20 protein-coding genes are annotated in these 25972 nt (G+C 46.3%); all 20 read left to right on the top strand.

Annotated elements, in window-relative coordinates; all coding sequences use genetic code 11:
- Positions 1 to 54 precede the first annotated feature (54 nt).
- The 20 genes from LSG31_RS02545 (at position 55) to LSG31_RS02450 (ending at position 25904) form a co-directional block, all read left to right on the top strand.
- Complete coding sequence (locus tag LSG31_RS02545) at positions 55 to 909, top strand: 3-hydroxyacyl-CoA dehydrogenase (RefSeq protein ID WP_347437850.1); 855 nt, start codon at positions 55 to 57, stop codon at positions 907 to 909.
- Positions 910 to 1022: 113 nt separating this feature from the next.
- Positions 1023 to 2204 (top strand): thiolase family protein, encoded by a 1182-nt coding sequence (locus tag LSG31_RS02540; protein WP_347437849.1) that lies wholly within the window; start codon positions 1023 to 1025, stop codon positions 2202 to 2204.
- Positions 2205 to 2300: 96 nt separating this feature from the next.
- The gene (locus LSG31_RS02535) at positions 2301 to 3068 is read left to right on the top strand and encodes an electron transfer flavoprotein subunit beta/FixA family protein (protein ID WP_347437848.1); all 768 of its coding nucleotides are present in this window, start codon (positions 2301 to 2303) and stop codon (positions 3066 to 3068) included.
- A gap of 13 nt (positions 3069 to 3081) precedes the next feature.
- Positions 3082 to 4056 carry an electron transfer flavoprotein subunit alpha/FixB family protein gene (locus LSG31_RS02530; RefSeq protein WP_347437847.1) on the top strand — a complete coding sequence of 325 codons (975 nt, stop codon included), beginning with the start codon at positions 3082 to 3084 and terminating at the stop codon, positions 4054 to 4056.
- An 89-nt stretch (positions 4057 to 4145) separates the two neighbouring features.
- A complete protein-coding gene (locus LSG31_RS02525; protein WP_347437846.1) occupies positions 4146 to 6317 on the top strand; it encodes a (Fe-S)-binding protein in 2172 nt (723 codons plus the stop codon).
- Between the two features lie 52 nt (positions 6318 to 6369).
- Positions 6370 to 8286 (top strand): sigma 54-interacting transcriptional regulator, encoded by a 1917-nt coding sequence (locus LSG31_RS02520; protein ID WP_347437845.1) that lies wholly within the window; start codon positions 6370 to 6372, stop codon positions 8284 to 8286.
- Positions 8287 to 8442: 156 nt separating this feature from the next.
- On the top strand, positions 8443 to 9789 hold the full coding sequence (locus LSG31_RS02515; protein ID WP_347437844.1) for an MmgE/PrpD family protein: 1347 nt from the start codon (positions 8443 to 8445) through the stop codon (positions 9787 to 9789).
- 550 nt (positions 9790 to 10339) lie between these two features.
- Complete coding sequence (locus LSG31_RS02510; protein WP_430734235.1) at positions 10340 to 11536, top strand: CaiB/BaiF CoA transferase family protein; 1197 nt, start codon at positions 10340 to 10342, stop codon at positions 11534 to 11536.
- Positions 11536 to 12690 (top strand): acyl-CoA dehydrogenase family protein, encoded by a 1155-nt coding sequence (locus tag LSG31_RS02505; RefSeq protein WP_347437842.1) that lies wholly within the window; start codon positions 11536 to 11538, stop codon positions 12688 to 12690. Before LSG31_RS02510 ends, LSG31_RS02505 begins: the two co-directional genes overlap by 1 nt.
- A 64-nt stretch (positions 12691 to 12754) precedes the next feature.
- Complete coding sequence (locus tag LSG31_RS02500; RefSeq protein WP_347437841.1) at positions 12755 to 13501, top strand: SDR family NAD(P)-dependent oxidoreductase; 747 nt, start codon at positions 12755 to 12757, stop codon at positions 13499 to 13501.
- Positions 13502 to 13583: 82 nt separating this feature from the next.
- Positions 13584 to 14624 (top strand): zinc-dependent alcohol dehydrogenase, encoded by a 1041-nt coding sequence (locus tag LSG31_RS02495; protein WP_347437840.1) that lies wholly within the window; start codon positions 13584 to 13586, stop codon positions 14622 to 14624.
- 133 nt (positions 14625 to 14757) lie between these two features.
- Positions 14758 to 16182 (top strand): aldehyde dehydrogenase family protein, encoded by a 1425-nt coding sequence (locus tag LSG31_RS02490; protein WP_347439423.1) that lies wholly within the window; start codon positions 14758 to 14760, stop codon positions 16180 to 16182.
- Positions 16183 to 16459: 277 nt separating this feature from the next.
- Positions 16460 to 17608 carry an acyl-CoA dehydrogenase family protein gene (locus LSG31_RS02485; RefSeq protein ID WP_347437839.1) on the top strand — a complete coding sequence of 383 codons (1149 nt, stop codon included), beginning with the start codon at positions 16460 to 16462 and terminating at the stop codon, positions 17606 to 17608.
- A 49-nt stretch (positions 17609 to 17657) separates the two neighbouring features.
- Positions 17658 to 18479, top strand: coding sequence for a sugar phosphate isomerase/epimerase family protein (locus LSG31_RS02480; RefSeq protein ID WP_347437838.1), 822 nt, complete (start codon positions 17658 to 17660; stop codon positions 18477 to 18479).
- A 102-nt stretch (positions 18480 to 18581) separates the two neighbouring features.
- Positions 18582 to 19481, top strand: a complete 900-nt coding sequence (locus tag LSG31_RS02475) for a shikimate dehydrogenase (protein WP_347437837.1) — start codon at positions 18582 to 18584, stop codon at positions 19479 to 19481.
- Positions 19482 to 19578: 97 nt separating this feature from the next.
- Positions 19579 to 20397 carry a sugar phosphate isomerase/epimerase family protein gene (locus tag LSG31_RS02470; protein ID WP_347437836.1) on the top strand — a complete coding sequence of 273 codons (819 nt, stop codon included), beginning with the start codon at positions 19579 to 19581 and terminating at the stop codon, positions 20395 to 20397.
- A 388-nt stretch (positions 20398 to 20785) separates the two neighbouring features.
- Positions 20786 to 22543, top strand: coding sequence for a thiamine pyrophosphate-binding protein (locus tag LSG31_RS02465; RefSeq protein WP_347437835.1), 1758 nt, complete (start codon positions 20786 to 20788; stop codon positions 22541 to 22543).
- Positions 22544 to 22727: 184 nt separating this feature from the next.
- A complete protein-coding gene (locus tag LSG31_RS02460; RefSeq protein WP_347437834.1) occupies positions 22728 to 23921 on the top strand; it encodes an ABC transporter substrate-binding protein in 1194 nt (397 codons plus the stop codon).
- 19 nt (positions 23922 to 23940) lie between these two features.
- Positions 23941 to 24822 (top strand): branched-chain amino acid ABC transporter permease, encoded by an 882-nt coding sequence (locus LSG31_RS02455; protein WP_347437833.1) that lies wholly within the window; start codon positions 23941 to 23943, stop codon positions 24820 to 24822.
- Positions 24819 to 25904 (top strand): branched-chain amino acid ABC transporter permease, encoded by a 1086-nt coding sequence (locus tag LSG31_RS02450; protein WP_347437832.1) that lies wholly within the window; start codon positions 24819 to 24821, stop codon positions 25902 to 25904. Before LSG31_RS02455 ends, LSG31_RS02450 begins: the two co-directional genes overlap by 4 nt.
- Positions 25905 to 25972 lie beyond the last annotated feature (68 nt).

Here is a 25972-nt window from a genome sequence, read left to right as displayed (position 1 = left end):
CAAACGACATCACATATTATTTCGAAGGGAAGCAAGAAAAGGGGTGATCAGGCTATGGATATTCGTCGCATCGCTGTCATCGGCGGTGGCGTTATGGGAAGGGGCATCGCTTATACGGCAGCTCTTTCAGGATATCATGTCACTTTACAGGATGTATCTCAAGACGCATTGGAAAAAGCGGAACAATATATTGCGGCAGAACTCAATGCGAGTGTGGGGAAAGGGTACATTCAATCTGACCAACGGAATGTTGCATTAGAAAATCTTGCGTATACGGATGATTTGCAAAATGCCGTCAAAGAAGCTGATTTTGTGATAGAAGCGGTACTTGAACTGATGGAACTGAAAACAGAAATTTTCAAGCAATTAGGCTTGTTTGCGCCGCATCATGCAATTTTGGCAACCAACACGTCCACCATGAGTCCGACGGAAATAGCCGCATCGACAACGAGGCCCGAAAAGTGCGTTGCCATGCATTTTTTTAACCCTGTGCACAAGATGAAATTGGTGGAGATCGTTCGGGGTCTCGATACTTCCGATCAAACCGTGGAAATTACCAGACGTGTTGCGGCGGCAATGGGCAAGGAAAGCGTTGAGATCCATGAATTTCCCGGTTTTGTCACAAGCCGGATGAATTGCCTGATTGGCAACGAAGCGATGAATATGTTGATGGAAGGTGTCGCTTCCGTTGCAGACATCGATAAAGCGTTGAAATTGGGACTGAATCATCCGATGGGCCCGTTAGAATTGGCGGATTTGGTAGGCTTGGACACCCGTTTGCGAAATATGGAGTATTTATACAAACAATTAGGTGAAAAATATCGCCCTTCGCCAATTCTTGTGAAATATGTAAAGGCAGGACGTCTCGGCAAGAAAACGGGGCGGGGATTCTATGAATATACCAAATAGATATCTATGAATCGGCAAGTCATCAGCAGAGTTGCAAATGGTAGAAAATAGTTTCAAAATAAAAACAAAGAGAAATCCCATCGGTCAAGCTTTACGAGGAGCGGGTAAAACGCATGAACAATGATGTGGTAATTGTAAGCGCTGTACGGACTGCAGTAGGCCGGTTCGGAGGCGCGTTGAAAGGCATAAATTCGGGGCATCTTGCCGCCATTGCCGTCGGGGAAGCGATTCGCCGGGCTGGTATTGAAAAAGAAGCGGTCGATGAAGTGATACTCGGTGAAGTCCGCCAAAGCACCGAATCCTCGAATGTGGCCAGAGTTGCCGCCCTGCGCGCCGGCATTCCGGAAACTGCTCCGGCGTTCACCATCAACCGGCTGTGTGCTTCCGGCATGCAGGCCATTGGATCTGCCGTCCAGCAAATTGCTTTCGGAATGGCTGACGTGATTGTAACAGGCGGTACGGAAAATATGAGCCGTGCCCCCATGTATCTCAGGAATTCCCGGTTTGGAGAGGGCAACCCGTATTTGGTGGATTCGAATACGGAAGCCGGACATCAGCCGCATGAACGGTATGGTGAACAGTTAGGCATGGGAATAACGGCTGAAAACGTGGCAGAACGCTTTGCAATCGATCGGCAGGATCAGGATGCATTTGCACTGCAAAGCCAAAAACGGGCAAAAGCAGCGATTGAATCAGGTAAATTCAAAGAAGAAATCGTTCCGGTTCCTGTGAAAATCCGCAAAGAAACCATATTGTTTGATACAGATGAGCATCCGCGTGACACCACGCTGGAAGCACTCGCTGCACTTCAACCTGTATTCAAAAAGGACGGCACAGTAACTGCCGGCAACGCATGCGGCCGCAATGACGGTGCCGCAGCGCTTGTCGTCATGAGTCGTGCAAAGGCGGACCAGCTTGGATTGAGGCCATTAGCTAGGATTGTGGATTGGGTTTCCGTAGGCGTTTCGCCGACGATCATGGGAATTGGCCCCGTTCCTGCGATCGAGCGTCTGCTGCAAAGAACGGGGAAGGGTTTACAGGATATCGGGTTGATTGAACTGAATGAAGCGTTTGCTTCACAGTCTTTGGCTGTCATTCGCGAGGCGAAATTGGACATCGAGAAGACAAATGTAAACGGGGGCGCCATCGCGCTTGGTCATCCGCTGGGTGCCACAGGTGCAAAAATCACGGTCACATTACTTCATGAAATGTTGAGAAGAGGGGAACAGTTCGGCATATCCACACTCTGTGTAGGCGGCGGCCAAGGCATGGCCATGATGATTGAGCTCGTCTGAGATATTTGTCTGAAGTTTGCTGTATGTTCAGAACTTTGAAGTGTGTTCAGGAAATAATGGAAAATTGATATACACTTGTTTTGGGAGGGAATGGAATTGAACATATATGTCATATTGAAGCAAACCTTTGATACGGAAGAGAAGATCGTGATCGAGAATGAGGTCATTCGAGAGGACGGGATGGAATTTATTATTAACCCTTACGATGAATATGCCATTGAAGAGGCGATCCGGTTAAGGGATGAGTTTGGCGGGGAAGTGACAGTTCTAACGGTTGGCCCTGGCAGAGCTGAAAACGCTTTACGGACCGCTTTGGCTATGGGAGCAGACAAAGGGATTATCGTTGATGATGAAACGGTATTCGGAGACGAATTTGCCATTTCGAAAGTATTGGCATCTGTCATTAAAAACCGTCCATATGACATGATCTTGGCTGGAAATATGTCGATCGATAATGGTTCCGGACAAATTGGACCAAGGCTTGCCGAGGAACTTGGCATTCCACATGTAACATCCGTTACAAAGGTGGTGGTCGAAGGGAAAACCGTCACGGTTACAAGGGATGCCGAAGGTGATCAGGAAGTGATAGAAATTTCAATGCCATTGCTGATAACTGCGCAACAGGGTTTGAATGAACCGCGCTATCCATCCCTTCCAGGAATTATGAAGGCGAAAAAGAAGCCGATTGAACGACTGAACCAGGAGTCGCTCGGACTACAACAAGATGAGATCAAATCCAAGACAGTCATTATTCATCAGTATCTGCCGCTTAAAAAGCAATCTGGCAGAGTATTGACGGGTGAGCTGACAGATCAGGTATCGGCACTTGTAAATATGCTTCGGAATGAAGTAAAAGTGATTTGAGGAGGAAATGACTATGAGAACAGTTCTTATCTTAGCGGAAATTAAGGATGACAAGCTCAGGAATGTCACTTTCGAATGTGTGGCGGCTGCCCAAAAGATAGCAGATGGAGGAAAAATCATCGCAGCGGTGTTTGGTGAAAATCGATCTTCTCATAGCGCGATTTTAGGATACTATGGAGCCGATCAAGTGTATGTCGTTCCACATCATCTGCTAAACATGTATACTCCGGATGCCTATACGCAGGCTTTCGTTCAAGTCATAGAAACAATCGATCCGGATGTCATATTTATGGGGCATACGTCAATCGGCAAGGATTTGGCCCCGCGGGTAGCTGCCAGACTGGGTTTAGGTCTTGTTTCAGACAGTATCGATGTGGCATTGGAAGACGGTGAAATTATTTTTACACGACCGATTTATGCAGGAAAAGCATTTCAAAAGAAAAAAATACAAGAGGGCAGGGTGTTTGCTACGATACGGCCGAATAACATCGGTGTTGGCGAAATGGATACTGGTCGTCCTGTCGAACAAAAAAATGTAACATTGGACATTCAGGATCTTCGTACAATGATAAAAGATGTTGTGAGGAAGACAACGAGCGGTGTCGATTTAGCCGAAGCAAAAGTGATTGTTTCCGGCGGCAGGGGAGTGAAAAGCGCAGAAGGGTTTGCCGTATTGCAAGAATTGGCGAATGTTTTGGGCGCTGCTGTGGGCGCATCCCGGGGTGCCTGTGATGCCGGTTATTGTGATTATTCTTTGCAGATCGGACAAACTGGGAAAGTGGTAACGCCTGATCTTTACATTGCATGCGGAATATCCGGCGCCATTCAACACCTTGCCGGCATGTCGAATTCCAAAGTGATCGTGGCCATTAACAAGGACCCTGAAGCGCCTATTTTCCAAGTGGCCGACTATGGAATTGTGGGAGATTTATTCGAAGTGGTTCCTTTATTGACGGAAGAATTCGAAAAAGCCCTGGTAACGAGTTGATAGATCTGGCAACCAGTTGATAGAAAGGAAACGATGGGACTACTGCGGTTTTTAGAACTTCACACAGTAAATAGGATGGGTGAAACTACATGGCGTCTACAGGAGTTATATTTACTTTAGCCTTTCTGCTCGCATTAGGCTATGCTCTTTATTCCTTTTATCAGGTCATGCATGCACGATACCGATTTATCCAGATGGGCCAATCGGAATCTTTCGGGGAATGGAATGATAGAATTCAAATCGCACTCCATCAGATATTTGGGCAAACTAAGCTTTTGAAAGATCGCAAGAGCGGTTGGATGCATGTCGTCATCTTTTATGGATTTATCATTTTGCAATTTGGCGCGCTTGAAATCATTGTAAAAGGGTTCGTAAAAGGATTTCAGTGGCCGATTGGTCCCATACATCCGCTCTTTAGTTTTTTGCAGGAAATCACCGTCCTGGCCATTTTTCTTGCTGTGGGATATGGCGCATATCGGCGCTTTGGCGAAAAATTGCGACGTTTAAAGCGCGGGAAGAAAACGACGACTCTGTATTGGTTTATCTTCCTGCTTATGTGCAGCATTCTTTTGACGCTGACATTTGAAAAGATCTGGCTGCAAGAACCGTTATCCGCTTTTAGTCCGGTTTCCTCATTGCTGGCAATGGTATTTGCAGGTGTTGGAGCGCAGTCTGCTTATTGGCTGTTTTATGCCTTTTGGTGGACACATCTGTCGATTCTTCTGGCGTTTTTGCTGTACGTGCCGCAGTCCAAGCATGCACATTTGTTTTTTGCCCCATTCAATATATTGCTGGGTAGAATCGGATCGCCGAGCAAGCCAAGTACCCTGGATTTCTCGGATGAGACGGTTGAAGAGTTTGGTGTGAGCAAGGTGGAGGATTTTACAAAAGGACAATTGCTCGATTTGTATGCCTGTGTGGAGTGTGGACGCTGCACCAATATGTGTCCTGCATCCAATACGGGAAAAATGCTGTCACCTATGCATTTGATCACCAAAATTCGGGACCATTTGACGGAAAAAGGGGAGGCGGTATTGGGGCAATCTCCTTGGGCTCCCGGCAGACTGATGGGAGCGCCTGCAGGAATGGCCCATGTGCTGGCAGACGTTCCTTTCGCACAAGGGGAGCCGCAAGGATATAGTCCTCGTGCAGATTGGCACACGGATATTGCTCCAACCATGCACAACCAAGCAGAAGCGTGGCAATTGACAGAAAAAAATGTGCACGAAATTTCGCTAATTGGCGATGTGATTTCGGAACAAGAACTTTGGGCTTGTACCACTTGCCGCAACTGTGAAGATCAATGTCCGGTGGGCAATGAGCATCTGAGCATGATCTATGGAATGCGGCGCTATCTGGTGATGACAGAAGGCAATATGCCAAGTGAAGCGACACGTACACTGAACAATATCGAGCGTCAAGGGAATCCGTGGGGGATCAACCGCAAAGATCGCATCAAATGGCGGGAGGAACGTTCTGACCTCGCGATTCCGACAGTCGATGAAGTGGAGGAATTTGAATACCTGTTCTGGGTCGGCTCGATGTTATCCTATGACAATCGCAATCGCAAAGTGGCACAAGCGTTCGTAGAGATCATGAATGAAGCGGGAGTCTCGTTTGCAATCCTGGGAAACCCGGAAATGAATTCGGGCGATACGGCTCGGCGTGTCGGCAATGAATTTTTGTTTCAGGAATTGGCGCAACAAAATATCGAACTATTTAAAGAATATGGCGTGAAAAAGATTGTGACTTGCGATCCTCATGCGTTCAATTCCTTTAAAAACGAGTACCCGGAATTCGGTTTGGAAGCCGAAGTGTATCATCATACCCAATTGATCGAACAATGGATTCAGGAAAAGCGCATCAAACTGGAAAACAAAGTAGAAGAACGGGTAGTCTACCACGATTCCTGTTACCTGGGCCGCTACAATGGCATCTATGATGCGCCGCGCAATATTTTGCAAGCGATTCCTGGTGTTGAATTGGTGGAAATGGAGCGCAATCGGGAAAACAGCATGTGCTGCGGGGCGGGCGGCGGCAGAATGTGGATCGAAGAAAATGAAGGTGTGCGGGTCAATGTCAAGCGGGTCGAGCAGGCCCTTGATACGAAGCCGACCGTGATCGGCAGCAATTGTCCGTACTGTTTGACGATGATGGGAGACGGCATTAAGCAATTTGATGCGGACGGACAGGTTCAGGCATTGGATTTGGCTGAACTAGTCGCAAAGTCGATGTTGAAACGCCCAACGACAATCGTTTGATTTATCGAGAGCCCATAAGAACGTTTTTCTTCTGTTAGGAGGAATGTTTCCTATGAATTATAAAATCATAATGACTTCACCCTATCCGGAAATGACAGCATCCATTCGCAAACTGGCTGAAGAGCTGGAGTATCCAATCACAATCATAGAAGATACGATGATGAGTGCGGCGAAAAAAGTAGCCGAATTCGTTGCAAATGGCGGATATGAAGTCGTTATCAGCCGTGCCGGCACAGCACAAGCCATCGCAACAATGGTCGATTTGCCGATCGTCTATTGTGACAATAATGACTTTGACGTGATGCAGGCGTTTCTGCGGGCTAAAAAACTGGGAGAACGAATTGGCTTTCTAACATATCCGGAAGATGCATTTCCTTACAGAATGGATTTAATGTTGGACTCGGTTGGTTTTGAGGTCGTTCAACTTCCGTATCGAAATTGGGAAGATCTGATGAAACAAATTCAGGTCGCCGCCGATCTGGGGTTAGATGTCGTCGTTGGAGGGGGAGTTGGCGCACAAACGCTCGTTCGGCAATATGGCATGAAAGGAATGCATATTGCTACCAGTGAACGAACGATCAAACGATCATTTATTCGTGCCGCGGAAATCGCACGTTACCGAATTGCTGCGAGAGAAAAAGCGGAACGCCTGAATGCGGTGATACATGTATCAGAAGAAGCGATCTTGCTGGTCGGCGAGCATGGACAGATTGAGACGTTTAATCCGGCTGCGGAAAAACTGTTTGGAATCAGCGCATCATTGGTGATCGGGAGCAAATTTCAGGAAGTGGCGCATCCCAAACTGCAGTATTTGCTGAATCGGGAAGAGCTCAATACCGGCAGCAATACGATTACAACAGAGGATTTGATTGTCACATATGAACCGGTTCAGGTCGAATCGAAAAAAGTCGGGACAGTCATTACTTGCCGCGAAATCAGCAAGATTCAACATTTGGAAAACCAGATTCGCCGCGAACTGCATGCAAAGGGACTGCTTGCCAGATTTCATTTTCGCGACATCCGGTATGTGAGTGAAAAAATGAACGATATGATTCAACGTGCGAGTTTTTTCGCTCAAACAGATTCAACAATTCTTATTAATGGCGAGAGCGGTACGGGAAAAGAACTTATCGCACAAGGCATCCATAATTCCAGTAAAAGGAAAGAGGGGGCTTTTGTAGCGATTAATTGTGCTGCACTTCCTGAATCATTGTTGGAGAGTGAATTGTTCGGGTATTCGGAAGGAGCTTTTACCGGAGCCAAAAAAGGCGGCCGGATGGGATTGTTTGAAATGGCAAACGGCGGAACGATTTTTTTGGATGAAATCGGCGAAATCTCCCCGATGATCCAGGCTCGGTTGTTGCGAGTCGTGCAGGAGAAGGAAGTCATGCGGGTAGGCGGAGACAGGGTGATTCCTGTGGATATTCGGATTGTTGCAGCGACCAACAGAAATTTATGGCACCTTGTTAAAAAGGGCGAATTTCGTTCCGATTTATTTTTTCGTCTGAGCGTTCTTCGCCTTGAACTGCCGCCTCTCAGGGAGCGAAGGGAAGATATCCCGGTAATTGTCGATAGTTTTTTAGAAAAAAAAGGTGTGCCCTATAGCTGGGCTACACTTTCTGAGAAAATGAAACATTTCTTTCTTTCGTATTTCTGGCCAGGGAATATCAGAGAACTTGAAAATATTGTGGAACGTTACCGGTTAAGCATTCAAAGTTTTACAGAGGAATCCCATTTTATTCGGGAAGTTTTAAATGAGACCGAATTTGTTGAGCCTCCGGCTGATAGCGAATCCGTTTTCGAAGATCAGTTGATGATCAAAATAGGGACAATGGAAGATATGGAAAAACAGATTATTATGCAAATGCTGAACCGGTATGAGCAGAATCGCCGTCAAGTTGCTGAAAGTTTGGGAATCAGCCGTACGACATTGTGGAAAAAGCTGAGCACTACGGAAGAATTCCAATGATGTCTGAACTGAGTTGGCCACAGTGACTTGGGCGATTTTTTCTCGGACGGTTTTTTTATTGAATAAGCAAACAGGGCATCTGAGTAGAATTCGCCGTTATGTATGACACAGATCTTGTTTATTGATTCGGGTGAAACCTGAGGAAAGGGAAAGCGCATGAGTAGAATCGATCTGGATTTGACCAAAATTCTTGCGGAACACGTTGATATGTTTCATAGGATACAATTGCCGTCTCCGGTTATACATCAAGTGAAAAGGGTGCTGCTCGATTATTTGTGCGCAGCGGTCACTGGGTCGCAAACGGAAGTAAGCCGGTTGTTATATGCGTATCTTTTAGAAACTGAGGGGGAAGGAGAGTTCCGGACAATCGGATTTGAAAAAGGTTTATCGAAAACAAACTCGGCATTCCTGAATGGAACGAATGCCCATTGTCTGGATTTTGACGATGGTCACACACAAGGCTCCATCCATCCCGGAGCGGTTGTAATACCCGCTGTACTTGCGGCAGCCCGGCATGTGAAAGCAACGCCGCAGCAATGGATTGCCGCCGTAGTTGCCGGTTATGATATCTGTTTGCGGATTTCTTCCGCCATGCATCCTGCCTCGAGAAACCGTGGTTTTCACAATACGCCTGTTGCCGGGATTTTTGGAGCCGCAGCGGCCGCATCATTCTTGAACGGTGCAACCGTTGCGCAGATTCAACAGGCGTTCGGGATTGCAGGAAGCTTTTGTGGAGGGATTTTTGCATTTCTCGGATCAGGGTCGGAAGTCAAAAGGCTTCACCCTGGACAGGCTGCCCGTGATGGAATCCTTGCTGCTGATTTGGCGTTGCGAGGAATGACAGGACCCGATCGCGTATTTGAAGGGAAAAACGGTTTTTTCCAGGCATTTGCCGGAGGAGAGTTTTCTACTGAACATTTGCTGCAGAATCTCGCTTCGAGTTTTTCAATTATGGAAGTGTACTTTAAACCCTATCCGTGCTGCCGACATCTTCATGCTGTGGTTGATGCGATTCAAGAAATCAAGCGCCTCTATCCAATCCAAGCAGATCAAGTGGCAAAGATCAAAATTGGCGTATATCAAACAGCAGCCGCGCATCATCATAAGCAATGCAAAAACCTGCTGGATGCGCAAATGAGTCTCCCGTATGCCGCCGCCGCTGCGCTTTTGTTTGACCGCATCCACGTGCATGTTTTCCAACCGCAATATGCTCCGGAACGGCTCTGGGAGATTTGTCGTGCAACCGAAATATACGTTGATGAAGAAGCGGATCGGATCTATCCCCGAAAGCGGTCGGCCAGAGTCGAACTCGAAATGGTGGATGGGAAACGATTCCGGCATTTTGTGGACAATCCATTGGGAGAACCTGCAAAGCCTATGGGCGACGAGCAATTGGCAGCAAAGTTTATCGACAACTGTACTCCGATTTTAGGGGAACAGGAGGTAAAGAAGATTTTACAAGACGTTAAGCATATGGATAAAAATATAGATTTTCTTTTTTAAACCATTTTTTATTCGTTCCTCATTGCCTTCATTATTATCTTCATTATTGCCTTCATTTTTAAAATCCCAATAAAACCAAATGCAGCGCTTCAGTAATTGAGTCAAGAACCCCCACTTTTGGGCGTATCCAGGAACTCGACCCGCACGTATCTCCCGCTTGCAGAAGCGGGAGTATTTAGTGTGCGCTTAGCTATTGGATAAAGCCGAACTTACTGCTTTAGCAGTTAGTGAGACTTATCCCTGTAGGAAATATATCTAGGAACTTTAGCTATTGGATAAATTGTTGTGTTTATAAAATGAACCGAAGTGAAACACATGTTGTTTAAAATTTGTACGAAACAATAGAGAAAACACTGCTACAAAGTGTGTTGATTCTTTGGCACAATCCTTGCATATAGAGTATGTAAGATTTCAATTATTGCTTTTTTGCGATGGGAGGAAATAGATCACGCGAAAAAATATCAAACAGTTAAAGCGTATTCTTGAGAGAAATGTGAAAAATCAATGAAAACAATAACGGTACATGCCGAGCAAGTGACTACGTAAGGAGATGAGCATCGTGCCAAAGGCGCTATCAGGGATTCGGGTACTGGGGGCAACCAGAATGTTGGCCGGTCCCTATGCAGAAATGTTGTTAGCAGATATGGGTGCGGAAGTTCTACATATTGAGCTCCCTCGCATTGGGGATGATTCTCACTATTTTGCTCCATTGATTCATGGTGAGGGGTCTTGCTTCCTCGCTGCCAACCGGAATAAGAAAAGCATTACATTGGATCTGCGAAAACCGGAAGGCCAGGAAATATTCAGGGATCTCGCCAAAATTTCAGACATTGTTATTGAAAATAACCGCCCAGGAACGATGAATAAATGGAATATAGGCTACAGCCAATTAAAAGAGATTCATCCAGGGATTATTATGACATCAGTTTCTGGGTTTGGGCAAAGCGGGCCCTATGCCAACAGGCCAGGGTTGGACATCATTGCACAGGCAGTGGGTGGATTAATGAGTCTGACAGGTGAGCAAGGAGGCCCGCCGATGCGGACCGGCAATGCACTTGGCGACTTTTTGGGCGGCCTCTTTGCCGCATATGGAACTTTAACGGCGTTATATTACCGCGAACAGACCGGGTTGGGTCAGCATGTTGATGCTGCTCTATTAGACGGGATAATTGCTGTTTTGGAAAACGTAATCCCAAATTATACTGCGCTAGGAAAGGTTACAACAAGAAACGGAAGCCGTATCCCTGGTGTTGCCCCATACAACAGCTATATGGCTAAGGACGGATATGTAGTCATTGGAGTATCATCAAATACTCTTTGGCAACGGTTTGTTGCTGTGATGGGGCGACCGGAGCTGGTTGACGATCCTCGATTCGCTTCGGCCCCATTAAGAGTTGCCAATGTGGAAGAAGTTGATGCAATAACACAGGCATGGGTCGCCGACCGGACGGTGGCGGAAGTTGTGTTTGTACTGAATGAGGCTGGAGTCACTTGCGCACCGATAAATAGTGTAGACAAACTGGTTGAGGATCCACATGTTATTGCCAGGGAAATGGCTGTTGAAATTGAACATCCGATAGCAGGCAGATTCAAGGTTTCGGGAGTTACGCCCAAACTTTCGTTGACACCCGGAACGATTGAAACTCCTCCACCGACCTTGGGACAGCATAATGACGAGATTTATCGAGGACTTTTACAGTACTCGGATAAAAAAATAAAAGACCTTGCGGAAAAGGGTGTAATTTAATGGAATTTGGATTCTCTGAAGAACAAAAGATGATGCGTCAAATGGTCAGAAGTTTTGCCGAGAAGGCAGTAAAGCCGAGAGCGGCGGAAATGGATGAGACGGATGAATTTCCCAAGGAGATCTTCAAACAGGCCGGAGACTTGGGGCTTCTCGCGGTAAATTTTCCGGAAGAATATGGGGGAGCCGGAGCTGATTCCGTTTCCTCTGTTTTGGCAAGCATTGAGTTGGGCCGGGTTTCCGCAACAGTGGCAAACATTTGTTCCTCAATTAAGCATCATCTTTTCTGTATGTATCATTATGGCACCAAAGAACAAAAGGAAACGTACATGCCTGCGATGGCACGAGGCGAAATCATCGGTTCTTTCGCTTTAACAGAGAGCGGTGCCGGGTCAGATGCAACCGGCATAAAAACACAGGCCCGATTAGATGAGGATTCCTACGTATTAAATGGCAGCAAGACATTTATCACGTTAGGACCATTGGCTGACTTTACTATAGTGTTTGCAGTTACGGATGCGAGCAAAAAGTCAAAAGGCATCAGTGCTTTTATTGTTGAAAAAGGAACCCCCGGCTTTCGAGTAGGCAAAAAAGAGAAGAAAATGGGTCAGAGAGGGAATCCGGTTTCTGAATTGTTATTTACGGATTGCCGAATACCGAAAAGCAACATGCTGGGCGCTGAAGGGCAAGGAATCAAGATAGCTCTGCACTCGTTGGACAGCGGCCGGATTGAAGTGGCGGGTCTGGCCATAGGTCTCATCCAGGCTGCTTTGGAGGACAGCGTCGCATATGCCGAAAGCAGAGTGCAATTTGGACAAAAAATCAGTCAATTCCAGTTGATTCAAGCCTTTATTGCCCAGATGGCCGCCGATCTTGATGCAGCGAGCCTGCTCACCTATCGGGCAGCATATCTGAAGGATAGCGGAAAACCGTTTACGCGGGAATCATCGATTGCCAAATGGTTTGCAACAGAAGCGGCAATGAAACACACAACGAACGCGATTCAGATCCACGGCGGGTATGGTTATTGCAAGGACTATGCAGTGGAACGGTATTTCCGTGACGCCAAGCTGACTCAGATTTACGAAGGAACAAATCAGATACAGCAAATTGTCATTGCCAGGGAAGTGTTGAAGGGGGGCTTGCAGTGGAGTTAGGAACGGCTTAGATGATTCAATTGCTTTGTATGGTTCTAATGTTTACTGGTCGGGGGTGAAAAGAATGAAACGATCGAGACAAGTGGCTGTTGTTACGGGTGCCGGCAGTGGCATTGGCGAGGCGGTTTGCTGGAGGCTTGCCAGAGAGGGTGCCCAAGTGCTAGTAGCGGATATTAATCCTGGCGCTGCCGAAACAGTTGCCGGAGCCATTGCAAACGCCGGCTTTCAAGTATTGCCCCAGCGTGTTGACGTCACTTCGCGAAACGAAGTCCAAGCCATGATACGAAAAGCAGAGTCGGAATTTGGAAGGGTGGATATTCTCGCAAATATCGCCGGGATTCTCGGACCTTCCGCTCCCGTTAGCGAGATTTCGGAAGAGGATTGGGACAGGGTTTTCGATATCAACCTAAAAGGGACTTTCTTGTGTTGTCAGGCTGTTTTGGATGGGATGATCAAGCGGGGATATGGCCGGATCGTGAATATGGCCTCTGTCGCCGGAAAAGAAGGCAACCCGATGTTGGCGCCATACGCAAGTTCGAAGGCTGGGGTGATCGCTTTTACGAAGTCGTTGGGGAAAGAGATTGCGAAAACAGGTGTAACTGTAAACTGTATTTCACCGACTATGATAGAAGGAAATATGGTCAAAGAGATGACTGACGAGTATTTCCAGTCCTTGTTGGCAAAAATCCCGATGGGACGGCTGGGCAAACGGGAAGAGGTAGCCGGCTTGGTAAGTTATCTTGTGTCTGATGAGGCTGCATTCACCACCGGACAGTGCTATGACATAAGTGGCGGTCGTTCCGTTTATTAGGCGTGATGTGCTATCGATGGCATTGAGTCGATTGTGAAGCAAATGATCAAGAATTGAATTCTATATCTAGGAGTGATTGTAAATGAAAGCAGTAGTTAAGACACGTCCGGAACCAGGTTTTGTCGAAGTTATTGATGTTCCGATACCGAAAATAAAATCGGATGAAGTTCTGGTAAAGATAAAGTCCACTGGAATATGCGGAACGGACATTCTATTGGCCGATTGGAGGTATACGGGACGCTATCCGGTAAAACCGCCCATCATTCTTGGCCATGAAGGCGCTGGTGAAGTCGTCGAGGTGGGTGGAAACGTACGCGGTCTGAAACCTGGAGACCGTGTCGGGCTGGAGGCATTGCTAGGGTGCGGCCAGTGTCATTATTGCCGCAGGGGATATATTAATTTGTGTCCGAACTGGGACCATTTGGGCATTAGTTTTGACGGGACTTTTGCCGAATATATCGCATTCCCGGCGAAGGGGACTCACGTTTTGCCGCAAAGTATTTCTTTCGATCAAGGCGCTTTTCTAGAGCCGATTTCCATTGTTGCGCAGGCCATGGAGACAAATCCGGTCGCTGTGGATGATACAGTTGTCATCGTGGGGCCTGGTCCGCTCGGTCTGTTCACACTTCAAGCTGCGAAGGCTGCCGGGGCTGCAAAAGTTATCATGATCGGCACTTCTTCCGATGAGAAGCGTCTGCAGATTGCAAAGAATTTGGGCGCCGACTATGTGGTTGATCTCGGGAATACGGATGCGTATAAATTAGTGAAAGATTTAACTGACGGGATTGGCGCAGATGTTGTCTTTGAAGCCGGAGGGACGACCGGAGCCGTAGAACAGGCTATTTTGATGGCACATGGTGCAGGCAAGGTTTTTCTCTTGGGTTTTGCAACAGAAGCCAGGATAAATCCGCTGGTACAGATCGTACGTCAGAACCTGACGATTAAAGGCGTTGTTGGCAGCCTGCCCTTACATTATGAGACTGCCATCCGGTGGTTGGAAAACGATACGATTCGAATCGAGCCGATGGTTGGCGACCATGTTTTTGGACTTGACCAGGCGAATCGAGGGTTTGAACTCATGAAAGAAAAGCAGGCTGGGAAGGTGCTGTTCCGCATCGAGTGAACGTAACGTCGATTCATTTAGAGTTCCGCAATTCTATTTATAAAAAATGAATGAATGAATGACCGATTGATACGAAACGTTTAAAACAAGGACTGAAAAATTAGATGCCAGAGGTGAAAGCAAGTTGGAGAAAATGAAAGCAGTATCTTTTATAAATGGCGAATGGATCCGCCCATGCAACGATGGGGGTTCCGTGTACAATCCGTATACCGGGGAAGTGATCGGTGAGCGATGTGATGCAACGCCAAGCGATGTTGAACATGCATTGGCAGCAACTTACGCTGCCAAAAAAGATATTGCGAATATCCCGTCTCATGAACGGGCAAAAATTTTAAAAAAAGCCGCCGCACTATTAAATGTTGAAAAAGAAAGATTCGCCAAGCTGATTTCCCTTGAGTTGGGAAAACCTTTAAAAAATACACTTGACGAAGTGTCCCGTTCCATCGAAACACTCGAACTGTCAGGTGAAGAAGCAAAGAGATTAATCGGTGAAACGTTGCCCGGTGATCCTTCAGAAAGAGGAACAAGAGCGATTGCTGCAACCTTTCGTGTTCCGGTAGGCGTTGTTGCAGCTATTACGCCGTTTAATGCCCCGCTCAATCTCGTTTGTCACAAGATTGGTCCGGCGTTCGCAGCAGGCAACAGTGTCATTTTCAAGCCAGCTTCACAGACGCCGTTTATCGCCGCAGAATTAATAAAATTACTGCTGCAAGCCGGATTTCCTGCGAATGCTGTCAACTTGATTTATGGTGGAAGGGAAGTCGTGCAGCAAATTGTAAAAGATGACCGTGTCAATGTAATTTCCTTTACTGGCGGAGTCGTGGCCAGCAAAAATATCTGTTCTTTGGCAGGAATCAAAAAAGTACTGCTGGAACTGGGCGGGAATGCCGCGACGATTGTCCATGAAGACGCCGATTTGGCGCGTGCTGCCCAGATGTGTGCAAGAACCGGATTTAGCAATTCGGGACAAAGTTGTATTTCCGTTCAACGAATCTATGTCCATGCATCGATTGTAAGCACATTCACGGAATTGCTAAAACATGAAATAGCGCAATTGAAAATCGGTGATCCGTTACTGCCAAACACGGATATCGGATGTTTAGTGAACGAAACGGAAGCGCAGCGGATCTTGGATTGGATTGCAGAAGCGGTCAGCCAGGGCGCAACATTACTATCCGGCGGCAAAAAATATGGGGCGACAGTGGAACCGACGATTCTATTAAACCCGCCTAAGAAAAGCAACGTTGTTTGTGAAGAAGTGTTCGGTCCGATCGTCAGCATTCTTCCCTATGAGACGATTGAAGAGGCCATCGAGGCGACAAATGATTCATCATTCGGATTGCAGGCTGGGCTTTTTACAAACCAAATGGATTTAGCCTATAAAGTAGCTCACGCCCTTGAAGTGGGCGGTGTGGTGATCAATGGCACTTCCAATTTCAGACTGGATCATTGGCCTTATGGCGGCGTGAAAAACAGTGGAATTGGACGTGAAGGCCCTCGCTATGCGGTCGAAGATATGACAGAAACGAAAATGATTGTCTATCGATTATCTGAATAACAAAACTCTTTTTCAAACGGACACGAGTACAAATACCCGGAAAAATTAATTGATATAAAAACATTGATTTTGCTTAGCTTATTGATTGGCATCCTTTTTGCTAGTAATAGATATGAGGAATTACAGGAGGTGAAGAAACAAAAGTGTAATGGCTTTCATAAAGGCTGCAGAATTGTAAAAAGGTAATTCACGCGATCAAGGAATCAGCAGCTAAGGAGCAAAAGGTCTATTTAAATGGGACGCATCTTGGCAAATCAAGTGACAGGGGGATTGGAAAATGGTAATCGATCAAACTTTAGAACAACAAGAAATAATGCAGGTGGTAAAGAAAATAACAAAAGAAAAAATTATGCCAAGGGCTGCCGAAGTGGATCGTACAGATGAATTTCCGCACGATTTGGTCAAAGTTTTAGGAGAAAATGGGCTCCTCACGATGTGTCTGCCGGAAAAATACGGTGGAATTGAAGCGAATAGTTCGTTGCTCGCGATGGTGATCGAAGAATTAAGCAAAGGCTTAGCGTCCATGGGCACGACAATGTTATCAACCAATTCTGTGATTCGCATGGTGTCATTGATGGCACGACCGGACCAATTAGATAAATTCTATGCGAATCTAAGCAGTGGTCATAAGCTTTGTGCTTTTTGTTTAACGGAATCGCATGCGGGATCTGATGCACGGGCAATCAGTACATCTGCGAAGAAGGCTCTGCAAGGAGGATACATTTTAAATGGAACGAAGATTTTTGTTACCTTGTCACAAGTTGCAGAATATTATCTCGTGTTTGCGAAGACGAATCCGGATGAAATTTCTGCCTTTTTAGTACACAAAGATAGCCCAGGGCTGCATTTTGGAAAAATAGAAAATAAAATGGGATTACATGGCAGTTCTACAGGAGATGTCATCCTGGAAGACTGCTGGGTTGCTGATGATGCGTTAATTGGCCAAGAGGGCGATGGCTGGAGAATGCTTTCGGAAATAGGAACCAGCATGCTGCGTTCATGGGGGGCTGCTGCCATGGCGCTTGGTGTTGGACAATGTGCTTTGGATTTTGCCATACAATACGCGAAAGAACGCAAGCAGTTTAACAAACGAATCGGCGATTTTCAAGCAATCCGTTTTATGTTGGCAGATTGTGCGATGCAATTGGAAGCGGCCCGTTGTTTGGTTCGTGAAACGAATCGGCGTGTGGATCAGGAATATCCGGTCATCTCGAAGGAAACCACCGCGATGGTTTCCATGTCGAAATGTTTGGCTACGGATGTGGCTATGAAAGTAACAACAGATGCCGTACAAATTTTTGGGGGCTACGGCTATATAAAAGAATATCCTGTTGAACGGTTAATGCGGGATGCTAAAATTTTTCAAATTGTAGATGGTACGAACCAGGTGCAGCGTATGATTATAGGCAGCATCCTGATGAAATGATGGATCAAATAAGTTTAAGTTCTGCCGATTTCTTACGGGAGGAAAGAAGATGGAACAGCTTGAATCATTCGAACGGTTATGTTTGAACCAGGCAACGACACAAAGGTGGAATCTTCGGGAGGCTGTGGAAGGCTGTGTTCGTGCAGGGATTCCCTGGATCGGCTTATGGCGCAACAAGATTGCTGAAATCGGGCTTAAGGGTAGCAGACAGTTGGTTCGGGATGCAGGTTTGCGGGTATCCAGCATGATTGCCGGGGGGTATTTTCCAACTGTCTCTGCTGCCGAGCGGCAAAAGAGATTGGACGAAAATCGACGTGCAATCGAGGAAGCAGCAGAACTTGAGGCAGAAGTGTTAGTTCTCGTAGGTGGCGGGATACCTGATCGAGACATTGATTGTGCAAGGAAATGTGTAGCAGAAGGAATTGAACAACTGGTTCCTTATGCAAAATCATACGGGGTAAAGTTAGGGATTGAACCGCTTCATCCCATGTATGCGGCGGAAAGGTCGGTAGTAGTGACATTGGCGCAAGCGAATGATTTGGCAAAATCCTATCGGCCAGATGAAGTCGGCGTGGTAGTGGACGTCTTTCATGTATGGTGGGATCCCGACTTATACCATCAAATTGCATTAGCAGGAGAGCGCATTCTAGGTTTTCATGTGTCCGATTGGGTTGTTCCATTTTCACATTTCTTATTGGGAAGAGGAATGATGGGGGATGGTGTGATCGAGCTTCGCCGGATTCGAAAAGCATTGGATGCAGCAGGATACCAAGGGCCGATTGAGGTCGAGATTTTTAACCAGGCTATCTGGGATCAGCCTGGGGATGAGGTTCTTGCGGTCATCAAGGAGCGCTATTTGGAGCATCTCTAGGCATTGGCGATCGGCCAAATTTCGGGCTTTGGCTCCTATGGATATGAGATGGCTTTGCGGGCTATTGCAAGGATGTAATTATAGTGAGAGGATGCAAAACAAATGTCTGATCTTGGACGTATTGATGGCAGAACGAAATTAATTGGACTGCTTGCTGCACCAAGCGGCCACTCGATATCTCCGGCCATGCATAATATGGCTTTTCGAAAATTGGGACTTAATTACGCGTATTTGGCATTCGAGGTTGGGAATGATCAACTGAAAGATGTTGTGAATGGAATTCGTGCTCTAAATTTACGTGGCTTTAATGTATCCATGCCGAACAAAATTAAAATTATGCCCCTTTTGGATGAGTTATCAGAAGTCGCTCAGTTTGCAGGTGCAGTAAATACAGTAGTAAATGAAAATGGCAAATTAATTGGTCACATGACAGATGGTATTGGGTTTATGCGCGGATTAATCGAGGCAGGTGTATATTTTATCGGTAAGAAAATAACACTCCTGGGTGCTGGTGGTGCAGCAACTGCAATTGCGATTCAAGCAGCATTCGATGGAGTTGCGGAAATATCCATTTTCAATCGAAAGGATGATTTCTTTCCTCGAGCGGTAAAAAATGCTGCGATCATCAATGAACAAGTAAAGGATACGACTTGTAATGCGAACGTTTATGATCTTGCTGATCGAGATAGATTGAAAAAAGAAATCGCTGACAGTGACATCTTGATAAATGCAACAGGAATTGGGATGAAGCCATTCGAGGGTCAAAGCCTTATCTCTGATACTTCTTGGTTACGTCCAGAGTTAATCGTATCGGATGTTATATACACACCGCGCAAAACAAAATTGTTAGCGCAAGCAGAAACAGTTGGCTGTAAGACGATTAACGGATTAGGAATGGTGCTCTGGCAAGGTGCTAAGGCTTTTGAAATATGGACCGGGCAAGAAATGCCTGTTGAATATGTCAAGGAGCAAATATTTCAGAAGGAAGCAATCATCAAATGAAAAAAAAGAAAACTTAATTATCAAGGATATTAAGAATTTCGAAACTGCTTAAAATCTCCTGTGTAACAATATCGGACGATTGGAGGAAAACAAGAAAATGGCAAGGAAATTTTCCCTGGCTCACCTTACGGTGCTTGGCTGTACACCACCAGAGATGACGTATATCGCCGCACGAGCCGGCTATGATTTCGTCAGCTTTCGTCCCATTGGGTTAGGAACGATCAACGAACCCCAATATCCATTGGCCGAGGACAAGGTGATGCTGCGGCAAACGAAAGCTGCGCTTGCCGAGACGGGCCTCAAGCTGCTCGACATCGAAATGGTCCGCATCTACGATGGACTCGATCCGAAAATCTATCTGCCCGCCATGGAAGTCGCTGCTGAATTGGGCGGGCGCCATGTTCTTACTACCGCTTCGACCAATGATCGCAATTTCGTGATTGATTGCTTTTCCGAACTTTGTGATATGGCCAAACCGTTCGGCCTAACGATGGACTTGGAATTCATCACTTGGTACGATCTGGCGACACTCCAAGAAGCGCTAGATATTGTCCGCACAGCCAATCGTGAAAATGGCGGCATCATAATCGATACTCTTCATTTCAACCGCTCGCACGTCAGGCTTGAGGAGCTGGACGATGTGCCGTGGGAATGGCTCCACTTTGCGCATGTCTGCGATGCGCCCAGAGAGATTCCGACCACAAAAGAAGGTTTGATCCATACTGCACGCGAGGAGCGACTGTATTTGGGCGAGGGCGGCATTGATGTTGCCGGCATCCTGAATCGGATACCTGAGATTCCCTATTCCTTGGAGATCCCACACGCCAAGCGCACGCAAGAACTGGGTTATGAGGAATTTGCGCGGCATTGCTTGCAAATTGCAAAGGACTATCTGGATACTCATCCACGGGGATAGAATGTGAAGAAATCAAATTCGTTTTTTCAGATCGAATGGCAAAGTTAGAACGGCAATTTCTCCCGAATAAATAAAATGAACTTTATGCAAACGTGTTTAGTTCAAAATTTGAACAAAACCTGAGAAAAGATATTGATTTTCGTAAGGTAATTACTTGGCACAATACTTGCTTATTAAAAATATTAGATTTTTCAGATTATCGAGTTTTCACATTAGGAGGAGAAGTTAGTGAGGTACATATGATTTGTCCTGAAATGGGAAGACGAACATTTGCCGGCACAGGGAATCGATCGGAGTATAAAACAGCTTTTGAATCTGCTTTGTCAAGAAGGTACGGAACAATCAGGTAAGGAACAATCATTTTAAATTTAAAGGAGGCTCAACATGCATGAAAGATCTCATTTCGCGTCAATTAATAAGGTATCTGGAAAACAGAGGTATCGAACACATTTTCGGGCTTTGTGGACATACGAACATCGCAGTATTGGCAGCTTTGGAGAATAGCTCCATCAAATTCATCAATACCCGCCATGAGCAAATTGCCGCACATGCGGCCGATGGGTACGCCAGGGCCAAAAAGCAAACATCTGTAGTATTAACACATTTGGGACCAGGTTTAACGAATGCTGCTACGGGTGTTGCAACGGCCGCATTGGATTCCATTCCTATGGTGGTCATTGCCGGTGACATTCCAAGTCATTATTATGGGAAGCATCCACACCAAGAAATTAACTTGCATGCAGATGCTTCCCAATATGAAATCTACCGTCCATTTGTTAAACGGGCATGGCGTGCAGATCGCCCGGATCTGTTTCCTGAAATTATTGAAAAGGCTTTTCAATTGGCGGAAAGCGGACGGCCAGGTCCGGTATTAGTATCTGTACCAATGGATATTTTCTCGAAAGAAATAGATACGGCTTTATTCGAAAGATTGAATCATCATACGAAAACGATACAAAAACCATCGATTGATGATGAAACAGCCGAAACGATCATTCAGAGACTTGTTCATGCAACAAATCCACTGATTTATGTAGGTGGAGGAATTTTAATAGCGGATGCAGCGGAAGAATTAAGGGAGTTTGTTGACCATCTGAGTATTCCGGTTGTACATAGTGCCATGGGAAAAGGTGCTGTGCCCGATGATCATCCATTCCTATTGGGAATGACCGGATTCTGGGGTGCACAGTTTACCAACGATACATGTAGACAAGCGGATTATATTTTTGCTCTAGGGACGCGTTTCGCCGAAGCGGATTGCAGCTCTTGGGAATCCGAATATACATTTAATTTTCCGCCTACCAAATTAATACACATTGATATCGATCCAAATGAAATTGGTAGGAATTATCCTGTAGAGATCGGAGCGGTCGTTGATTTAAAGCAGGCACTGCACGTGTTAAACAGGGTTGCGAAGGAGATTCTTCCAGAAGGCAGGCAAAACAATCCATTCAAGCAAAAAATTGCTGTTTATAAGGAGAATTTTAGAAAGCAGAATCAAGTACACATCAAGGATTCATCGTTTCCGATGAGACCGGAACGAATTTTACATGAAGTGCGCGAGGTATTGCCGCGAGATGCTTATATTACAACGGATGTAGGCTGGAACAAGAACGGAGTTGGACAACAATTTCCGGTTTACGAACCAGGTACTATTTTTACGCCGGGTGGCCTGGCCACGATGGGATTTGGATCCTCTGCGGCGTTGGGAGCGAAAATTGCACAACCGGATAAAGTAATTGTTTCGCTTGTCGGTGACGGCGGTTTCGGTCAAAATCCTTCCGTATTGGCAACAGCTGCTGAAGAAAGTGTAGCTGTCATATGGATCGTTATGAATAACAATTCCTACGGTACAATCGCCGGATTGGAAAAAGCACATTTCGATACAACGTATGGAACTGTTTTTCAGAAAGATGGAAAATCCTATTCACCGGATTTTGCGAGTATTGCAAAAGCGTACGGGGTTGATGGGGTAAAGATTCAATCTGCGGAAGAGTTTAAACCTGCTCTGAAACAAGCCATTGAGTCAAATAAACCGTTTGTTATTGATGTTCAGATGCTCAATGTCCCAACGCCAACAACAGGACATTGGAATATAATGGATATTTATTCTCCCGATGAAAAGAGATCACATGTAAGTGTATGAATTGATTAAAATTCCGGTAAATGAAACGTTCCTTTTCATATGGAAAGCGATTTCAAAAAACATGATTTCAGAGATTGGAATTTATTGGAATAGATAGATTAGAAAAATTGTTGCCGTAATAAGAGGGGTGAAGTTTATGCCCCTTTTATAAAAATTTTTGAATAAAAAAGGGAGGCCATATTACATGTTACACAACAATCCAAAAAAATCCTATCCTCAAAGGAAGAAGGTATTGGCTGGTATTGTATTAAGTGCAACATTAGTTTCGACATTAACAGCTTGCGGTTCTTCGAGTACTTCAAGTACTTCCGGTTCATCGGTTGCAAGTGGAAGCAGCCAAGATATCAAAATTGGAGAAATCGGGGCAATGAGTGGAAATCTGGCATCGTTGGGTACATGGGATAGCCAGGGGTTGCAAATGGCAGTGGATGAAGTGAATGCGAAAGGTGGCATTCACGGAAGAAAGGTTGTGATCGAAAAGCTCGATGATCAAGGCAATCCCTCTGTTGCGGTCAATGATGCCAATAAGTTAGTGAACGACAAGGTGGTTGCTGCATTTGCCACACCAGAGAGTACAACGACGTTGGCAATTCTTAATATTTTAAAACAAGCAAAAATCCCTCATATAACCTCAGGGCAGGATCCTGAGATAACCAAAAAAGGAAGCCTGTTTGTCTTTCGGGATACGGCAAATAGCCTGATTTTTGATAAGACGTTGGCAGATTATGTTGTGGGTAAGATGGGAATGAAAAAAATTGCCGTAATTTCGAATTCAGGCGCTTACGGAAAAGGTGAGCATGATGCTTTTGTAAGCGCTTTAAAAGCACATGGCATTTCACCTGTTTCCGATCAAGTTGTCACTCCGGATGCAAAAGACTTCAGTGCTCAGTTGACGACAATTAAAGAAGCACATCCACAGGTGCTGTTTATTGGAACAGAAGAGATTGAGATGGGGTTAATTGCCAAACAGGCGAGGGCATTGGGGATTACTGCCCGCATCGTCGGCGGTCAACCTGCAGCGACTCCAATTTATGTGAATACGGCTGGAAAAGCTGTGGCGGAAGGGACGATTTTCGCGACAACGTATATCTCAAATGATGCGAATGCCGAAACAAAAGCGTTTGCCGCTGCATATAAGAAAAAGTTCGGACAGGTAGCCGATTCCCATGTGGCGAAAGCGTATGATGGCGCGAAGATGCTGCTTGAGGCCATTGATAAAGCATATCCAAACATTGATGGCACACATATTCGCGACGAGTTGCTAAAATTGAACTACCATGGCTTGACGGGAGATTTCAAGTTCAACGATCAAGGCGAGGGAATGTTTACAGCACAAATTGGTACTTATAAAAACGGCCAACCAGAACCACTACAATAAATGAGAGGATTATCGACGTATGAATCCACATGTGACGATCTTGCTACAAAGTTTGATTGGCGGCATTGGCATGGGAAGCATTTACGCCCTCGTTGCCTTGGGGTATTCCATGGTCTATCGGTCGATGGGACTGGTAAACTTTGCGCATGGCAATATCTTCATGGTCGGGGCGTATATCGGGACGGTCTTCTATGTCTCCATGCATACCAACTTTGTCCTCGCATTCGCATTGGCGCTCCTTTTGACGGCCGGTCTCGGCATGATTGTGCAAAAAATTCTGCGGCCGCTTGAGAAAATGGATCTGATTTACATGATGTTGGGGACGCTCGGGATCGGAATCGTGCTGCAGAATCTATCGATTATTATTTGGGGACCGGACGGGATTGCCGTCCCCTTCCCCATCAACAATACGCCCTGGATGGTCAAGGGGATCTCCATTGCTCCCTATACACTGGTGATCGTTGGGGTGGCGGCCTTGATCGTGATCGCATTGCAGCTCTTTTTGAATCGAACGAAGATTGGGTTGGCGATGCGCGCATCCGCCCAGGAACGAGACATGTCGTTGGCATTAGGCATGAATGTCGGCTTGATGAACGGGCTCACCTTGGCCATTGGCTCGGCTTTGGCCGCCTGTGCGGGCATGCTGGTTGGACCGGTCTTCTATGTCAGTCCGGATATGAGCACATCGGTCGGCATCAATGGATTTGCGGCTGCCATATTGGGCGGCTTCGGCAGTATGCCTGGCGCCATTGTGGGCGGACTGGTGTTCGGCATCCTCGAACAACTGGTCGCGACACAAGTATCCGCCTGGAGTGAAGTGATTGCGTTTGTGATCTTCGTTGTGGTGCTGATTTTCAAACCATCGGGCATCGTAGGGGAAAGGGTGGTGGATAAACTATGACAAGCCAGGATATGACAAACCGGGATCTGGCAGGCCAGGAATTGCAGCCGGAGCAGGCGCCCTCCACTCCTTTGGAAGGGTTCGCACCGGTGTCGGAGGGATCTGCCAGCCGGTCCGCCGCGAAGCGGACATGGAGAAACAGCCGATGGTGGATCAGCATGGCGGTTGCGCTCTTTCTGATTCTGCCCATCGCTTTGAACAACTATCAAGTGCATATTTTGGACCTTGTTGTACTCTATATGATTCTTGCCATCGGATTGGATTTGACCATGGGATATTGCGGCCAGATGAATTTGGCCCATGCGGCGTTTTATGCGGTCGGGGCGTATACATCCGCCATCCTGACCACACGGTTTCATTTTACGTTTTGGGAAGCATTGCCAATATCGATTGTTTTCAGTACCGCATGCGGCATCCTCATTGGGTTGCCCTCCCTCAAAGTCCGGTCCCATTACCTGGCGATTGCGACATTGGGATTGGCGATCGCGATCAATGATATGCTTGTCAATCTGAACGGATTAACGGGTGGACCGACCGGCATCACCGGCATACCCAAACCCCATGTGTTTGGCGTCGCGCTGGATTCGGAATATCTCTACTATTATCTGGTTTTGACGTTTACGGTCCTGTTGTTCCTGCTGGCCAAAATCATCACGACACATTCGATTGGACGCAGCTTTCGCGCCGTTCGCGAGGATCATATTGCCTCTCAGGCGTTAGGCATCAATATCGCGAAACAGCAGATCCTGGCCTTTGCGCTTTCCGGTATGTATGCCGGTGTGGCCGGTGTCCTGTATGCCCATATGCTTTCCTATGTGAGTCCGGATACGTTCCAAATGAATGAAATGTTCTTCATGCTGACGATTGTGGTCATTGGCGGCATGGGCAACATCTATGGCTCGATCGCGGGAGCGGTCATCTTGATTGTCGCCCGCGAATGGCTCAATCAATTTCAAAACTGGCAACAAGTGGTGTATGGCGCTTTAATTGTCGCATTGGTCGTGTTCTTGCCGGGCGGATTGGTGAGCATCAAAACACTCTTTCAACACCGGAAGCGATCCCAGCTCTATCGGGTGAAATAATCGGAATTGGCTGAAAGAATCGGATGCAAACGCGTGAATGCAAACGTGCCATTTGGTGGCTGGCAATT

This window comes from Fodinisporobacter ferrooxydans, from assembly GCF_022818495.1.
GTDB classification, from domain to species: Bacteria; Bacillota; Bacilli; order Tumebacillales; family MYW30-H2; genus Fodinisporobacter; species Fodinisporobacter ferrooxydans.
Note: the sequence above shows the minus strand (reverse complement) of the source record. Positions and strands in the feature narration are given on the sequence as shown.

Bases quoted from the DNA above. Each gene is read 5' to 3' on its own strand.
- LSG31_RS02545 (WP_347437850.1), top strand. From the start codon at position 55: ATGGATATTCGTCGCATCGCTGTCATCGGCGGTGGCGTTATGGGAAGG.
- LSG31_RS02475 (WP_347437837.1), top strand. From the start codon at position 18,582: ATGTCTGATCTTGGACGTATTGATGGCAGAACGAAATTAATTGGACTG.
- LSG31_RS02485 (WP_347437839.1), top strand. From the start codon at position 16,460: ATGGTAATCGATCAAACTTTAGAACAACAAGAAATAATGCAGGTGGTA.
- LSG31_RS02470 (WP_347437836.1), top strand. From the start codon at position 19,579: ATGGCAAGGAAATTTTCCCTGGCTCACCTTACGGTGCTTGGCTGTACA.
- LSG31_RS02450 (WP_347437832.1), top strand. From the start codon at position 24,819: ATGACAAGCCAGGATATGACAAACCGGGATCTGGCAGGCCAGGAATTG.
- LSG31_RS02490 (WP_347439423.1), top strand. From the start codon at position 14,758: ATGAAAGCAGTATCTTTTATAAATGGCGAATGGATCCGCCCATGCAAC.
- LSG31_RS02465 (WP_347437835.1), top strand. From the start codon at position 20,786: ATGAAAGATCTCATTTCGCGTCAATTAATAAGGTATCTGGAAAACAGA.
- LSG31_RS02505 (WP_347437842.1), top strand. From the start codon at position 11,536: ATGGAATTTGGATTCTCTGAAGAACAAAAGATGATGCGTCAAATGGTC.
- LSG31_RS02520 (WP_347437845.1), top strand. From the start codon at position 6,370: ATGAATTATAAAATCATAATGACTTCACCCTATCCGGAAATGACAGCA.
- LSG31_RS02460 (WP_347437834.1), top strand. From the start codon at position 22,728: ATGTTACACAACAATCCAAAAAAATCCTATCCTCAAAGGAAGAAGGTA.
- LSG31_RS02510 (WP_430734235.1), top strand. From the start codon at position 10,340: ATGAGCATCGTGCCAAAGGCGCTATCAGGGATTCGGGTACTGGGGGCA.
- LSG31_RS02495 (WP_347437840.1), top strand. From the start codon at position 13,584: ATGAAAGCAGTAGTTAAGACACGTCCGGAACCAGGTTTTGTCGAAGTT.
- LSG31_RS02455 (WP_347437833.1), top strand. From the start codon at position 23,941: ATGAATCCACATGTGACGATCTTGCTACAAAGTTTGATTGGCGGCATT.
- LSG31_RS02500 (WP_347437841.1), top strand. From the start codon at position 12,755: ATGAAACGATCGAGACAAGTGGCTGTTGTTACGGGTGCCGGCAGTGGC.
- LSG31_RS02530 (WP_347437847.1), top strand. From the start codon at position 3,082: ATGAGAACAGTTCTTATCTTAGCGGAAATTAAGGATGACAAGCTCAGG.
- LSG31_RS02540 (WP_347437849.1), top strand. From the start codon at position 1,023: ATGAACAATGATGTGGTAATTGTAAGCGCTGTACGGACTGCAGTAGGC.
- LSG31_RS02515 (WP_347437844.1), top strand. From the start codon at position 8,443: ATGAGTAGAATCGATCTGGATTTGACCAAAATTCTTGCGGAACACGTT.
- LSG31_RS02525 (WP_347437846.1), top strand. From the start codon at position 4,146: ATGGCGTCTACAGGAGTTATATTTACTTTAGCCTTTCTGCTCGCATTA.
- LSG31_RS02480 (WP_347437838.1), top strand. From the start codon at position 17,658: ATGGAACAGCTTGAATCATTCGAACGGTTATGTTTGAACCAGGCAACG.